18 protein-coding genes are annotated in these 13835 nt (G+C 63.0%); 13 read left to right on the top strand and 5 right to left on the bottom strand.

The window, feature by feature from the left end; translation table 11 throughout:
- From F7R02_RS22250 to F7R02_RS22240, 3 genes are all read right to left on the bottom strand, one after another.
- Nucleotides 1-187: transposase (locus F7R02_RS22250; RefSeq protein ID WP_151210039.1), on the bottom strand; the 187-nt coding region annotated here is incomplete at its 3' end.
- Nucleotides 188-197: 10 nt separating this feature from the next.
- On the bottom strand, nucleotides 198-473 hold the full coding sequence (locus F7R02_RS22245) for a hypothetical protein (protein WP_139371020.1): 276 nt from the start codon (nucleotides 471-473) through the stop codon (nucleotides 198-200).
- Nucleotides 474-503: 30 nt separating this feature from the next.
- Nucleotides 504-1400 carry a tetratricopeptide repeat protein gene (locus F7R02_RS22240; protein ID WP_139371021.1) on the bottom strand — a complete coding sequence of 299 codons (897 nt, stop codon included), beginning with the start codon at nucleotides 1398-1400 and terminating at the stop codon, nucleotides 504-506.
- A gap of 174 nt (nucleotides 1401-1574) precedes the next feature.
- Between F7R02_RS22240 and F7R02_RS22235 the strand changes: the two genes are divergently transcribed.
- The 13 genes from F7R02_RS22235 to F7R02_RS22175 are packed head-to-tail and all read left to right on the top strand — an operon-like array spanning nucleotide 1575 to nucleotide 12570.
- Complete coding sequence (locus F7R02_RS22235; protein ID WP_078590313.1) at nucleotides 1575-2465, top strand: baseplate assembly protein; 891 nt, start codon at nucleotides 1575-1577, stop codon at nucleotides 2463-2465.
- Nucleotides 2458-3003 (top strand): phage tail protein I, encoded by a 546-nt coding sequence (locus F7R02_RS22230; RefSeq protein WP_078590314.1) that lies wholly within the window; start codon nucleotides 2458-2460, stop codon nucleotides 3001-3003. The genes F7R02_RS22235 and F7R02_RS22230 overlap by 8 nt, the downstream gene beginning before the upstream one ends.
- Nucleotides 3004-3012: 9 nt before the next feature.
- Nucleotides 3013-4518, top strand: a complete 1506-nt coding sequence (locus F7R02_RS22225; RefSeq protein WP_078590315.1) for a phage tail protein — start codon at nucleotides 3013-3015, stop codon at nucleotides 4516-4518.
- Between the two features lie 9 nt (nucleotides 4519-4527).
- Nucleotides 4528-5106, top strand: coding sequence for a phage tail protein (locus tag F7R02_RS22220; protein ID WP_078590316.1), 579 nt, complete (start codon nucleotides 4528-4530; stop codon nucleotides 5104-5106).
- A 60-nt stretch (nucleotides 5107-5166) separates the two neighbouring features.
- Nucleotides 5167-5730: a phage baseplate assembly protein V gene (locus F7R02_RS22215; protein WP_078590317.1), complete on the top strand. Its 564-nt coding sequence runs from the start codon at nucleotides 5167-5169 to the stop codon at nucleotides 5728-5730.
- Complete coding sequence (locus tag F7R02_RS22210; protein ID WP_078590318.1) at nucleotides 5727-6086, top strand: GPW/gp25 family protein; 360 nt, start codon at nucleotides 5727-5729, stop codon at nucleotides 6084-6086. The genes F7R02_RS22215 and F7R02_RS22210 overlap by 4 nt, the downstream gene beginning before the upstream one ends.
- 11 nt (nucleotides 6087-6097) lie before the next feature.
- On the top strand, nucleotides 6098-7264 hold the full coding sequence (locus F7R02_RS22205; RefSeq protein ID WP_078590319.1) for a phage tail sheath protein: 1167 nt from the start codon (nucleotides 6098-6100) through the stop codon (nucleotides 7262-7264).
- A gap of 27 nt (nucleotides 7265-7291) precedes the next feature.
- On the top strand, nucleotides 7292-7801 hold the full coding sequence (locus F7R02_RS22200) for a phage major tail tube protein (RefSeq protein ID WP_078590320.1): 510 nt from the start codon (nucleotides 7292-7294) through the stop codon (nucleotides 7799-7801).
- Nucleotides 7802-7845: 44 nt separating this feature from the next.
- Entirely contained in the window at nucleotides 7846-8148 is a 303-nt protein-coding gene (locus tag F7R02_RS22195) for a phage tail assembly protein (RefSeq protein ID WP_029820444.1), read from the top strand.
- An 8-nt stretch (nucleotides 8149-8156) separates the two neighbouring features.
- Nucleotides 8157-8270 carry a GpE family phage tail protein gene (locus F7R02_RS22190; RefSeq protein WP_005922203.1) on the top strand — a complete coding sequence of 38 codons (114 nt, stop codon included), beginning with the start codon at nucleotides 8157-8159 and terminating at the stop codon, nucleotides 8268-8270.
- Between the two features lie 29 nt (nucleotides 8271-8299).
- Nucleotides 8300-11170, top strand: a complete 2871-nt coding sequence (locus F7R02_RS22185) for a phage tail tape measure protein (protein WP_078590321.1) — start codon at nucleotides 8300-8302, stop codon at nucleotides 11168-11170.
- A 12-nt stretch (nucleotides 11171-11182) separates the two neighbouring features.
- The gene (locus F7R02_RS22180; protein ID WP_078590322.1) at nucleotides 11183-11584 is read left to right on the top strand and encodes a phage tail protein; all 402 of its coding nucleotides are present in this window, start codon (nucleotides 11183-11185) and stop codon (nucleotides 11582-11584) included.
- Entirely contained in the window at nucleotides 11581-12570 is a 990-nt protein-coding gene (locus F7R02_RS22175; RefSeq protein ID WP_078590323.1) for a phage late control D family protein, read from the top strand. The genes F7R02_RS22180 and F7R02_RS22175 overlap by 4 nt, the downstream gene beginning before the upstream one ends.
- Nucleotides 12571-12642: 72 nt before the next feature.
- On the opposite strand, the gene F7R02_RS22170 is transcribed toward F7R02_RS22175, so the two are convergent.
- Together F7R02_RS22170 and F7R02_RS22165 are read right to left on the bottom strand one after the other, a co-directional pair.
- Entirely contained in the window at nucleotides 12643-13632 is a 990-nt protein-coding gene (locus F7R02_RS22170; protein ID WP_139371022.1) for a pepsin/retropepsin-like aspartic protease family protein, read from the bottom strand.
- A 68-nt stretch (nucleotides 13633-13700) separates the two neighbouring features.
- The coding region (locus tag F7R02_RS22165; RefSeq protein WP_151210041.1) for an IS3 family transposase at nucleotides 13701-13835 on the bottom strand (135 nt) is incomplete at its 5' end.

The raw sequence follows: 13835 nt of genomic DNA, 5'->3' as shown, positions 1-13835 counted from the left end.
AACGGTTCATGCGTGTGTAGACCGTATGCCAGTTGCCAAAGCGCTTGGGTAGGCCGCGCCATTTGCAGCCATGCTCGGCAACGTAAAGGATGGCGTTGACCACTTGCAGGTTGGTCATGCTGACATTTCCGCGCTGCGCCGGCAGGCAGTGTTCGATCAGAGAAAATTGTGCTGGCGTGATCTCCATGCCCAATAGTTTAATCGCTCGGGCCATTAGTGTTAACAGGCCCTAACGTATGATCGGGATTTCTGATATTTTGCTCGTAGTTTTGGTTTATTGCATTTAAAGTTGTGGTGGTTGGCATCGGCGAACCAAGATCACAAGCACCACAACCGAATGAATAGTTTTTAGCGCCCCCATCGGCAACGGCAACTCCTATTGCACAACCCAATATTGAGATAAGTGCAACCCCGCGAAAAAACTTGTTTTTACCAAGCGCAACAGCAGCGGAACGCAAATTAAGACTGTCCATAGATTCCATCTAGGCTGAGTGGATATTTAACTACTTGCAACACGAGCCAACGATCTCGTTAGCCATTTGGTTGGCTTGAGATAGTTGATTCGAACTTAGTTGACTCTGCGAACGAATCAATGTCGATCGAAGATCAATGTCGGGTTGAACAACCTGCAAGGCCTTGTAGTAAGCGTAAGACTTGACGGGAGACTTATCTGCAAGTATTCCATTATCATATACACGAGCAAGAGCCATCAGTGCATCTACACTTCCCATACTGGCTGCTTGATTTAGGTAATTGATAGATTTTTTTCGATACTCAACAAGCCGTTCTGGATGGGACAAGTAATCGGCAGGAGACCCAATCACTGAGTCAGGATCCGTCGCGTAAACAATCATCGCTTCTATAGAACCCTGTTCAGCTGCCTTTTGCAGCCATGCAGCCTTCATCAAATCGGAGTGCTCTGTCAGACTTTTGCATTCCTCAAAATTTTCTTCAAGCGTGCTTAAGTAGCTTTTCTCAGCGCCAATTTTTCTATATCCGTCAAGCACGGCCTGTGAAGGGGGTTGCAACGTCGCATTACACTGAGCGACTGCCAGATAGATAGAATAAGTAGCAGAGGCATCGCCAGCCTTTGATTTTTCCAACAGAGAGTTGACGTAATTTAATGCATCCCCCTTCGGCCTTTGCTCATTACGCACAATCGAAAAAGTCTTACTGCCAATTGGCTTTATAAATTTTGCGTCGACTTTATTAGCAGCAACTAGAGAGGAAGAATACTGTCTTGCAACCACCAGGTCATTCTTGGGCGCTATGGCTCTTTCGTAACCACCCAGATTACCCTCGCCGGAATGCAAACTATGATCTAGGCGATAAACAAAAAAACTGATAGTTGTTACCGCAAGTACAGCCGTAAAACCGCCAGCAAAATGCTTCCAATTCATCTTAACGTTTTTCCTAATGGTGCATTAAGCGATCTCTGCCGTGATCATGCCAGTACGCACCGGGGCTTGCAACGAATTTTAAAAGGCCGTTGATGTGGCATCTACAACACAGACCCCTGGCACCCTCTCACGTCAAGACCAGATAATTTTCACTCCTGAATTAAGCGCAACTCCATGCCTTCATTTACAGCGGTGGACCTTTCGAAGCTGAAAGCGCCTGATCTAATAGAGGCGCTGGATTATGAGACGATCTTTGCGGAGGCGCTTACTCAGTTCCGCAAGCTACTGCCAGAGTTCTCTGCGCTCACAGAAGCCGATCCGGCCTACAAGATCCTGCAGCTGTTCTCCGCTCGCGAACTCCTGCTTCGCCAGCGTTCCAACGACAAGGCGCAGCAGACCATGCTGGCCTTCGCCACCGGCACCAACCTCGATCACCTGGGCGCATTGTTTGGCGTCGCGCGCCTAGTGCTCGATCCGGGGCAGCCAGAGAACGGCATTGCACCGAGCCATGAGTCGGACGTGGACTTCCGCCGCCGCATCCAGCTGGCGCCCGAGGGCTTCAGCGTTGCCGGCCCCGAGGGCGCGTACATCTATCACGCGCTCAGCGCGGCGGCCGATGTCATGGATGCCAGCGCCACCAGCCCCGCGCCTGGGCAAGTGCTGGTCACCGTGCAATCGCGCACCGGCGATGGCACCGCGCCGCAGGAACTGCTCGACGAAGTGGCCGCCGTCCTCACCGATGCAGACGTGCGCCCGTTGACCGACGAGGTAGCTGTTCAGAGCGTGCAGATCGTCCCGTACGCCATCCGCGGGCGCGTCTACACCTACGCTGGCCCCGACTCGGCGGTGGTCATGCGCGAGGCGATGCGCAGCCTGCTGGCCTATCTCGCCGAGGCGCACCGCATCGGCCGCGACGTTCCCGAGTCAGCCATCAAGGCCAAGTTGTTTGTCGATGGCGTGCAGCGTGTTGAGCTGGACTCGCCTGCCGCTGACATCCGGATCAGCCGCACGCAGGCGGCTTACTGCATTGCGATCGACATCGTGCACGCCGGCATCGATGAGTAACTCCCCGCTGCCACCCAATGCCACGCCGATGGAACGCGCCCTGGCCGCCGTCGCCGCTCGCCTGGAAGCGATCCCGCTGCCGTACCCGGATCTGTGGAATCCGGACACGTGCCCGGCCGGTCATCTGCCGTGGCTGGCCTGGACGCTGTCGGTAGACGACTGGAAGGCCGACTGGAGCGATGCGGTCAAGCGCTCGCGCTTGCGTAGCGCCATGGCGATCCAGCGGCGCAAGGGAACGGCCAACAGCGTGCGCATGGTCGTCGAGTCGTTTGGCGGCGCGGTGGCCATCCGCGAGTGGTGGCAGACCGAGCCACGCGGCCAGCCGCACACCTTCGAGCTGGCGCTGACGCTGACCGGCGCCGATGGGCAAAGCGCAAGCGCCAGGTTCGTCGAGGAAGTCATCGCCGAGGTCGAGCGCACCAAGCCTGTGCGCTCGCATTTCAGCTTCACCCAAGGATTCCAGGCCGAAGCCCGACTCAACGTCGTGGCGCGCGGCAGAACCACCTTGTTCCTGCGCCTGCAGGGCGAGGCGAGCTAGAGAGCACACATGCCCGGACTCAAACTCAAGATCACCACCGCCGGCCGCCAAGCGTTGGTCAATGCCAAGCAGAACGGCACCCAGGCGGTGACCATCGCCGCTGTCGGATTGACCAGCGCGGCCTTCGTCGCCAACGCCGAGCTCACCGCATTGCCGTCCGAGATCAAGCGCCTAACCACCATCGGCGGGTCAGTCACGGCCAAGGACACGATGCACGTGTCGGTGCGCGACGAATCCAATGCCGTCTACAGCTGCTACGGCTTCGGCCTGTACCTGGCCGACGGCACGCTGTTTGCCGCTTACGGCCAGCCCGCGCTACTCGTGGAGAAGTCCGGCGCCGCCTCTGTGCTGCTGGCGATCGACGTAGTGCTGGCTGACGTGGACACCGCGCAGATCACTTTCGGCGACACCAACTTCACCGATCCAGCCGCGACGGTAGACGTGCCCGGTGTGGTGCGCCTGGCAACTGACGCTCAGGCCATCGCAGGCGTGGACAGAGAGCGGGCGGTGTCGCCGGCCAACTTGCTTGCGTCACTGGACCAGCGCCTTGGCGAAATGGGACCAACCGAATTCATCAAGGAACTGTTGTCGCGTACCACTGCGGCGGCTGCACGCAATGTGCTGGGTATTCGCTCGGCTGCACTGAATGACGCCGGTCACGGCAATGGCCTGGATGCGGACACCCTGGATGGACGCCAGGGCGAGTGGTATCGGGATTTCCGCAACATGCTCAACGTGCCGCAGTCGTTCCTGCTGCCCGGCCAGATCGTGGTCATGGCCTCGCTGTATCCGCCGACTGGCCTGCTGGTCTGCGATGGCGCGGCGATCTCGCGCACCAAATACGCAGCGCTGTTCGCCGCCATCGGCACGGTCTACGGCGCCGGCGACGGCAACACCACGTTCAACGTGCCCAAGATCAAGGACGGCACCGTCATCACCCATACCAGCGTCGCAACCTCGGTGGGTTCGTATGGCGCCGGCCAGGTCATTTCCCATACGCATGGGGCAAGTGCAGCCGCCGTGGGCGACCACGCGCACTACACCGAACTGGGCGCCGCCGGCGTCCACGCACACGGGGCAAGCGTCAATCCAGGCGGCGATCACGCGCACGGGGCGTGGACCGACACACAGGGCTGGCATGGTCACAGTGGCAGCACCAGCGCCTCCGGCGATCACCAGCACCCAGGCGTGATCCCGTCCAATGCGATCAATGGCTATGGCGTGTTCCGCGAGCGCGACAACGATGCCGCTCCCTCGGACGGCTGGACCGGCGCCGGGGGTAACCATGCGCATAGCTTTGGCACCGATGGCGCGGGCAACCACGCCCATAACATCGGCATGAACGGCTCCGGCAACCACACCCACGGGATCGGCATCGCCGAGGGCGGCAATCACGTGCACGTGGTGGATCACCGTGGCGCTGGCGCCCATGACCACGCCATCACCGTCAACGCTGCCGGCGGCGCAGACAACCTGCCGGCTGGCCTGCGCATGACCTACTGCATTGCTTACTGAGGATTGACCATGACCAACCCACTGCCACGCACCAACACCGCCCACGCCTTTGATCCCGCCACCGGTGAGTACACCGGCCCGGTGATCGTCTACCTTTCCGAGCTGGAAGGACGCTACCCGCTGCCACCCGACACCGTTGCCACCGCGCCCGCGCCGCCTGCGGGGCTGTATCAGCGGCATCGCCTGTCGCCAATGTCTGGCACGTGGGAGCTGGTGCCAGACTATCGCGGCGTGATGCTCTACAGCACCGACACCGCCACGCCGGTCGCCAACACGCTTGCCTTGGGCGATGCACTCCCGCAGGGTTACACCACTTCGCAGCCGATCGCGTTCTTACCCAGCGACTACCGCCGCAATGTATGGGACGCAGCACGCGCGAGCTGGCGCGCAGATCCGGACTACAGCGCTGCGCTGGTGTGGGAAAAAGCCACCGGCGCGATCGCACCGCGCCTGGCCGCTGGCGTCGCGTTACCGGGACACCTGACCACCGTGGCGGCACCGGTTTCGGTCGACGGCACGGTGGTGTGGGACGAAGCCGCACAGGCATGGGCCGTGCAGCCCAAGCCGTCTGAAGACGCTGCTGTGTAGCCCACTGCGTTACGCACCGATTGCAGTGCGCAACATCGTGCAGCCACTGACCATGGCTGCATGGGCACCGCATCCTCCGCACTGAGTAACGCCATTCGTCTCGGCACCGTGGCCGAGGTGAATCTCGCCACGGCGCGATGCCGCGTGCAGGTCGGCGAGATGCTGACCGACTATCTGCCCTGGGTGGTCACCCTGGCCGGTACCACCATCATCTGGTCGGCGCCGGCAATCGGCGAACAAGTCGTGGTGCTGTCGCCGGCCGGCGACCTGGCCGATGGCCTGGTGCTACGTGGCCTGTACTCCGACCGATTTGCCGCGCCTGCCGCATCCGACACGCTGCACGTGCTGCGCTTTGCCGATGGCGCGCAGATCCACTACGACACCGAGGCGCATGCGCTGCAGGCGACGCTGCCCAGTGGCGGCACCGCGAGCATCACCGCCGATGGCGGCATCACCCTCAACGGCCCGCTGACCGTCAACGGCACCACCCAGATCAATGGCGATGCCGGCATCACCGGCACGGCCACCGTCGACACCGACGTGATCGGCGGCGGGATCAGCCTCAAGAATCACAAGACCACCGGCGTGACCGCCGGTAGCGCGCTCAGCGGCGGCCCGCAGTGATCGGCGTCGATGCCACCACCGGGCGCGTGATCGAGGGCAAGCAACATCTGGCCCAGTCGATCGCCTGCATCCTCACCACGCCCATCGGCACGCGCGAGCAGCGCCGCGACTTCGGCTCGCTGCTGCCCGAACTGATCGACCAGCCGTTCAACGGCGCCACCCGCACGCTGCTCTATGGCGCCACCGCCACCGCGTTGATGCGCTGGGAGCCGCGCCTGCGCCTGACCCGCGTCGAGCTGGTCATCGGTGAGGCGCCTGGCAGCTTCGTGCTGACGATCGAAGGCGAACGCACTGACGTCGCCCCCGCCAATGCGCGCTCGCGCATGACCATCCCGCTCCGCTTCCGCTCGTCCTGATCGAGGAATCTATGTCCACTGCCTACCACCACGGCGTCCGCGTCATTGAAGTCAGCGCGGGCACGCGCACCATCCGCACTGTCTCTACCGCTGTCGTTGGCCTGGTCGCCACGGCGGCCGATGCGGACGAGAAAATCTTCCCGCTCAACAAGGCCGTGCTGATCACCGATGTGCTCGGCGCGATCGCCAGCGCCGGCACCCAGGGCACCTTGCGCGCCACGCTGCAGGGCATCGCCGATCAGACCAACCCGGTGACCATCGTGGTGCGTGTGGCCGACGGCGAAGACGCAGGCAAGACGTCCAGCAACGTCATCGGCGAGGCCAAGTCCAGCGGCTACACCGGCCTATATGCGCTGCTCGCCGCGCAAGCACAGCTAGGCGTGCGCCCGCGCATCCTGGGCGCGCCTGGTCTGGACACACTGCCGGTCGCCAAGGCGTTGGCGACCATCGCCAAGAAGCTGCGCGCCATGGCCTATGTGCGCCCCGTTGCCGACACCGTCGCCGAGGCTGTCACCTACAGAGGCCAGTTCAGCGATCGCGAGGTGATGCTGATCTGGCCGGACTTCCTGGCCTTCGACACCGCCACCAGCACTACGACCGCTGCGTATGCCACCGCGCGTGCGCTCGGCCTGCGCGCCAAGATCGACACCGAGCAGGGCTGGCACAAGAGCCTGTCCAACGTGCCCGTGGCCGGCGTGACCGGTATCTCCAAGGACGTGCACTGGGATCTGCAGGATCCGGCCACCGATGCCGGCGTGCTCAACGAGGGCGACATCACCACGCTGGTGACGTTCAACGGGCAACGCTTCTGGGGGTCGCGCACGTGCGCCGAAGACGCGATGTTCGCGTTCGAGACGGCCACGCGCACCGCACAGGTCCTGGCCGACACCATTGCCGAGGGCGTGGCGTTCTACGTCGACAAGCCGATGCATCCCTCGCTGGTCAAAGACCTGATCGAAACGATCAACGCCAAGTTCCGCGACCTGAAGTCATCGGGCTACTTGATCGATGCCAATGCCTGGTACGACGGCACCGTCAACAGCGCCACCACCCTGGCCGATGGCGCGCTGCGTATCGACTACGACTACACGCCGGTGCCGCCGCTGGAGAACCTGCAGCTGTACCAGAAGATCACCACCAGCTACCTGGCCGACTTCGCCGAACGCGTCAACGCGTAACGCACTCTTTGATTCCCGGAGAAACCCATGGCGTTGCCCAAGAAACTCAAAGCGCTCAACCTGTTCAACGACGGTGAGAGCTATCTCGGCCAGGTGGTCGAAGTGAAGCTACCCACGCTGTCCCGCAAGATGGAGGAATATCGCGGCGGCGGCATGAATGGCCCGGTCGATATCGACTTCGGCCAGGAGAAGATCGAGCTCGAATGGAAGTGCGGCGGCCTGATGCGCAGCGTACTGAATCAGTACGGCGCCACCACGCACAACGCCGTGCAGCTGCGCTTTGCCGGTGCCTACCAGCGCGACGACAGCGGCGATGTGGACGCGGTGGAACTGGTTGTGCGCGGCCGTCACAAGGAGCTTGATCCGGGTAACGCCAAGTCCGGCGACGACACCGAATTCTCCGTCAAGACCTCGGCCAGCTACTACAAGCTCAGCATCAATGGCGCACCCGTGATCGAGATCGATCTGATGAACATGATCGAGATCGTCAACGGGGTGGACCTGCTCGCCCCGCACCGCCGCGCCATCGGCGCCTGACCCTTCCGGCCTGGCGCCGCCAGGCCTCAGCCCGAGACCTTCCGATGACCCCGACCTTTTCCCCAGCCATTCCCCTCGACCAGCCCATCACGCGCGGCGAGCAGACCATCACCGACCTCAAGGTGCGCAAGCCAGGCGCAGGCGAACTGCGCGGCCTCAAGCTGACTGATGTGCTGCAGTTGGACGTCACCGCGCTGGCAACACTGCTGCCGCGCATTTCCTCGCCCACGCTGACCACCGCCGACGTCAATGCGATGGATCCGGCCGACCTGTTGGCGGTCGGCCAGGAGGTGCAGGTTTTTTTCTTGCCGAAGGCACAGAGGGAGGTGGATTTCCCGACTGCGTAGAGGATGCGATGGCCGACATCGCGGCCATCTTCCACTGGCCGCCGTCTGAGATGGACGGCTGGTCGCTGCACGAACTCACGGCGTGGCGCGAGCGTGCCCGCCTGCGAAGCGGAGCCGAATGATGCCCAACCCGAACCACGAGGCCGCCTAAATGGCGGCCTCCGACAATCTGCGCCTGCAGGTGATCCTGGCCGCCGTCGACCGCGCCACCGGTCCGTTCCGGCGCGTGCTGAGCGGTAGCCGCGGCGTCGCCACCGCACTGCGCAACCAGCGCGACGCGCTGCGCCAGCTCAACAGCCAGCACCGCGACATCGGCGCCTATCGCGAGCAGGTCGCGCTGGCACAGCGCGCCAAGGCCGCGCTCGATGCGCAGCGGCTATCGGTACGCACGCTTGCCCAACAGATCAAGGCCACCGGCACGCCCACCGCTGCAATGAATGCCAAGTTCGAGCGTGCCGTGCGCACCGCACGGGAACTCAAGACCGCACACGGTGCGCAGGAGGCCGGCCTGCAGCGCCTGCGTGGTCGCCTGGAGACGGCGGGGATCAGCACCCGCGAGCTGGTCACGCATGAGCGGCGCCTGCGCGGCGAGATCGAGAGCACCAACAGCGCCATGCGCGCCCAGCAGCAGCGCCTGGTGGCGATTGACGCTGCCCAGCGTCGTAGCGCCAGGATCCAGAACGCCGGCCTGCAGGCGAGCGCCTACGGCGCCGGCATGGCCTTCGCCGGCCAGCGTGCATTGCGAGCCTCCGTGCTGCCGATCAGCGATGCGATGGAGTTTGAGTCGGCCATGGCCGACGTGCGCAAAGTCGTGGACTTCAAAACGCCGCAGCAGTTCCTGCAGATGGGCCGCGATGTCGAGAACCTCTCGATGCGCCTGCCCATGCTGCCGGCCGAGATTGCCAAGATCGTGGCGGCCGCCGGCCAGGCCGCCATCCCGCGCCAGGAACTGGTCCGCTTCGCCGAGGACGCGGCCAAGATGGGCGTGGCATTCGACAGCAGCGCCGAGGAAGCCGGCCAGACCATGGCCACCTGGCGCACCGCTTTCCGGATGGGCCAGGATGAGGTCGTCGTGTTGGCCGACAAGATCAACTATCTCGGCAACACCGGCCCGGCAAGCGTCAACAAGATCAGCGCAGTGGTGAACCGCATTGGTGCCCTGGGCGAGGTCGCCGGTCTGCAGAGCGGACCACTGGCAGCGCTGGGCGCCACCGTCGCCGGCATGGGCATCGAGTCGGAAGTCTCGGCCACCGGCATCAAGAACATGCTGCTCACCCTGGCCTCGGGCGAGTCGGCCACCAAGAGCCAGCGCGAGGCCTTCGACAAGCTGGGCATCAAGGCCACGACCATGGCCCAGGTCATGCAGAAGGACGCAGGCGGGGCGATCATGTCGGTGCTGCAGAAGCTGCGCGCATTGCCCAAGGCCGAGCAGGCCGCGACCATGACGCAGCTGTTCGGGCGCGAGTCGATCGGTGCGATCGCACCGCTGCTGACCAATCTGGAATTGCTGCAGGGCAACTTCGCCAAGGTTGCCGACGCACAGCGCTACGGCGGCTCGATGTCGGCCGAGTACGCATCGCGGGTGGCTACCTCGGCCAACTCGCTGCAGCTGCTGAAGAACACCGCCGTGGTGGTGTCCCAGTCGATCGGCCAAGCGCTGCTGCCGCAGTTCAAGCAACTGACCGAGCGCACGGCTGCGGTGGTCGGCCAGGTCACGACGTGGATCCGCGCCAATCCGGTGCTGGTGGGTGCGATCGCCAAGACGGCGATCGCCGGCGCCGCGCTGGTCACGATCCTCGGCGGCCTGATGGTGGCCGGCGGCGTGGCCGCGATGGCGTTCTCGCAGATCCACGGCGCCGTCGCGCTGCTGTCGGGCGGTGGCGGCTTCGGTGCGCTGCTGCGGCAGGGGCTGGCGTTCGGCGGCCGCGTGCTGCCGATGCTCGCCAATGGCGCCCGCCTGCTGCTGCCGCTGCTCGGCGGCGTCAGCCTGCCGGTGCTGGCCATCGGCGCGGCCGTCGCTGCCGTGGCGCTGCTGGTGTGGAAGTACTGGGGGCCGATCAAGGCCTTCGCCATTGGCGTCTGGCAAGGCATCGTCGATGTCGCCGCGCCGGTCCTCGCCGAGCTGAAGACCGCGCTCGCGCCGCTGGCGCCGGTGTGGGACACCGTGGCCGCAGCGATGGGTCAGGCCTGGGCATGGGTCAAGCAGCTGCTGACGCCCTTCGAGGCCACCACCGCGCAGTTGCAGGGTGCAACGCAGGCCGGTCGCGGCTTCGGGCAGATCCTGGGCGCGGTGCTGGTCACCCAGCTGCAGCTGGCGGTCAAGGCGATCGGCTGGCTGGTGCAGGCGTTTGTCTTCGTGCTGCCGGTAGTCAAGCAGATCCTCGGCGGCGTGTGGCAAACCGTCCAGGGCACGTGGTCACTGATCGTGGGCGTGTTTACCGGCAACGGCGATCGCATCCGCCAGGGGCTGCTGCAGCTGTGGGCCGGCATCAACCTGCAGCTGGCCAACTGGCCGGCCCGGATGCTGCAGGCCGGCGCCGACATGATCAGCGGCCTTGTCCAGGGCATCCGCTCCAAGCTCGGTGCGGCCGGCGATGCGATCGCCAGCGTCGGCAGCGGTGTGGTCGATCGCTTCAAGGGCCTGCTGGGCATTCACAGCCCCTCGCGCGTGTTCGCCCAGCTGGGCGACTTCACTATGCAAGGCCTCACCGTGGGCCTGCAGCGCGGCCAGGGCGCGCCTGTGCAGGCCGTCATGGCGCTGGGCAACCGGATGCGTGCGGTGGGCGCTGGCCTGGCCCTGGCGACGGCCACAGCGCCTGTGGCGGCGATCGATAGCCGGACGCCGTTGTCGGCCCCTGCGCGCGCCGCCAGCGCGCCTGCAGGCGGCAACAGCTACGTCATCCACGTCCACGCCGCACCGGGCATGGATGCGGCCGCACTGGCGCGCGAAGTCACCCGCCAACTTGAAGAGCGCGAGCGACGTACGGCGGCCACTCGCCGCTCCAGCCTCCGCGATGACTGAGGATCCACCCCGATGATGATGTCCTACGGCACGTTTGTATTTGCTCTCGATAGCGCCGCCTATCTGCAACTGCAGCGGCAGATGAGTTGGCGCCACGCCACCAGCGAACGCGTGGGTGCGCGAGCGGCCAGCCAGTTCCTGGGCCCAGGCGATGACACCATCGACCTCTCTGGCCTGATCGCTCCCGAGCTCACCGGCACACGCGCCTCGCTGGACACGCTGCGCGAACTCGCAGCTGATGGTGAGCCGTTGCCGTTGGTCGACGGCGCCGGCGTGGTCTATGGGCCGTATCTGCTGCTGGCGATCAACGAGACGGCCTCGCTGTTCTTTCCAGATGGCACACCGCGCCGCGTCGAGTTCCAACTGAGCCTGCGCCGCACCGACGACGTGGCGCCCGAGGCGACCGCCGCATGAGCTACCCGACTCCCCAGTGGCGCGTGCTGCTCGATGGCACCGACCTCACCGAGCGCATCGCCCCGCGCCTGCGCGATCTCACTCTCACCGAATGCCGGGGCAGCGATGCCGACCAACTAGACCTGAGTATCCACGACCACGACGGCAAGATGGCGCTGCCCAAACGCGGGGTGCGCCTGGCCGTTGCACTGGGCTGGAAAGCCACTGGCTTGGTCGACAAAGGCACCTTCATCGTGGACGAAGTGGAATACAGCGGTGCGCCCGACATCATCACCGTGCGCGCGCGTAGCGCGGATCTGACTGCCGACATGCGCACGCGGCGCGAACGCAGCTGGCATAACACCACGCTGGGTGCCGTACTCAACACGCTGGCCGGCGAGCATGGACTGACACCGCGCGTGGCCGAGGTGCTGACGCGCACCAAGCTGCCCCATCTCGACCAGGCCAACGAGAGCGATATGAATCTGCTCACCCGTCTGGGGCAGCGCTTCGATGCGGTTGCCACGGTCAAGGGAGGTGCGCTGGTCTTTGCGCCGATCGGCGCTGGCACCACAGCGACCGGCAAACCGCTGCCGACCGTCACCTTGACGCGGCGCGACGGCGACCAGCACCGTTACTCGGTCGCCGATCGTGATGCCTACACCGGCGTGCGCGCGTACTGGGTGGACAAGGGCAAGGCGCGGCGGCAGTCGGTGCTGGTCGGCACGGCCGACAACGCTAAGCGCCTGCAGGAGTCGTATGCCGATGAGGCGACCGCACGCCAGCATGCACACGCAGAGCTGGAGCGGGCAAAGCGTGGGATAGCAAAGTTCGATTACACGCTGGCGATCGGCCGGGCGGATCTCTTCCCAGAGCACATCGTCACGGTGAGCGGCTTCAAGCCGGAGATTGATGGGCAACGCTGGTTGATTGCAAAGACCACTCACGCGATCGACGGTACAAGTGGATTCACAACTCGTATAGAGCTGGATAGCCTGGTGAGATAGGGCACAGCAGCGAGAAAAAAAGGACCGGTAAAACCGATGCAGAATTGAGCTGCATCGGCCTAGGATACCTAATTATTTACTACCGGCTTTACGAGACTTTGTGAAAAGGATTCCGGCACCAAAATCAATAACTGCTTCATTAGCGCGCATAAAGTCGCAACCAAGGTAGCCGCTCAACTGGTCAGACGCGTTCGCCGGCCTCTCTTCGCCATCATAGGCATACGTATCATATATTTTCGCCCTCGTCGCAACCAAGGCTTGACCATCGAGACTGATTGAATAATCACCCTGGTTTTCGCGGACAGCCCCTTGCGTTCCGGTTGGGCCACCATAGGTGTCAACGACTGGACCAGCTGTCACCGATGCCTTGCCGGCAAAGGCATCATCAAAAATGACCCCAGCAACCGTTGAAACATCAAAGGTAGACTTGGTGCCATTGATGACTGGCTGAACGTAAAAACGATTTCGATTAGTGCTCCACGACAACTTGTGAGCAACGTACCCTTTCTTTTTGAGCCGTTGATGTTCGGCTTCAACATCCTTATCCCCGTCGGGTATTGCAAGCCGATTACGACTGAAATCCACCATCACCCTTGAGTTCTTCAGCCATTTGATACCAATCATCCCATCGACTGGCGGATCCTGCGGAATTTCAAAAACACTGATGCCCATATTACTATCGACACGACCGCCAACTTCGAAGGTATTCGCGACTGCCTTAGCGCTTCCCAGGCTACTTACCTTCCCGGGCTCCTCGATCCCGTAAGCGCCCGTTTGAACGAGATCAGTGATGCCTGCCTTATTCGCGTTAGCATGGGTCGTCATTGCTGAGAAACTAGCATTGCCATGAACCATGAATAAAAAATTTGTGCCATTTATTTTGACCGGCACGTATGGCCGCGTGCCGGAGGTCTGGCGATAGGTAAACGCGGCGTAGTGGGTTTCCGCATAACAGCTGGCCGCGCTCGCTGAAAGTGCTAGAAAAGCAATTAGCGACAGATTACATCTCAGGCTTAAAGTTCGATGGCCGAACAATTTTCCACCTTCCATCTTTCTATTCATCTGATGTTCCTGTTATTAAGGTATGGAAGAAACTCAAGGCTGTGATACGCCCAGGGTTCCGTAGACACTCAAGACCCTCGTTGCGCGTAGCGCCGTTCAAACTCTACAGGGGACAGGTCGCCAGTTGAACCATGACGGCGTTGTGGGTTGTAGAACATCTCGATGTAGTCGAACACCTCGGCGCGTGCGGCGTCCTTGGTGGG

Source organism: Xanthomonas cissicola, assembly GCF_008801575.1.
In the GTDB taxonomy this organism is placed as follows: Bacteria; Pseudomonadota; Gammaproteobacteria; order Xanthomonadales; family Xanthomonadaceae; genus Xanthomonas; species Xanthomonas cissicola.
Note: the sequence above shows the minus strand (reverse complement) of the source record. Positions and strands in the feature narration are given on the sequence as shown.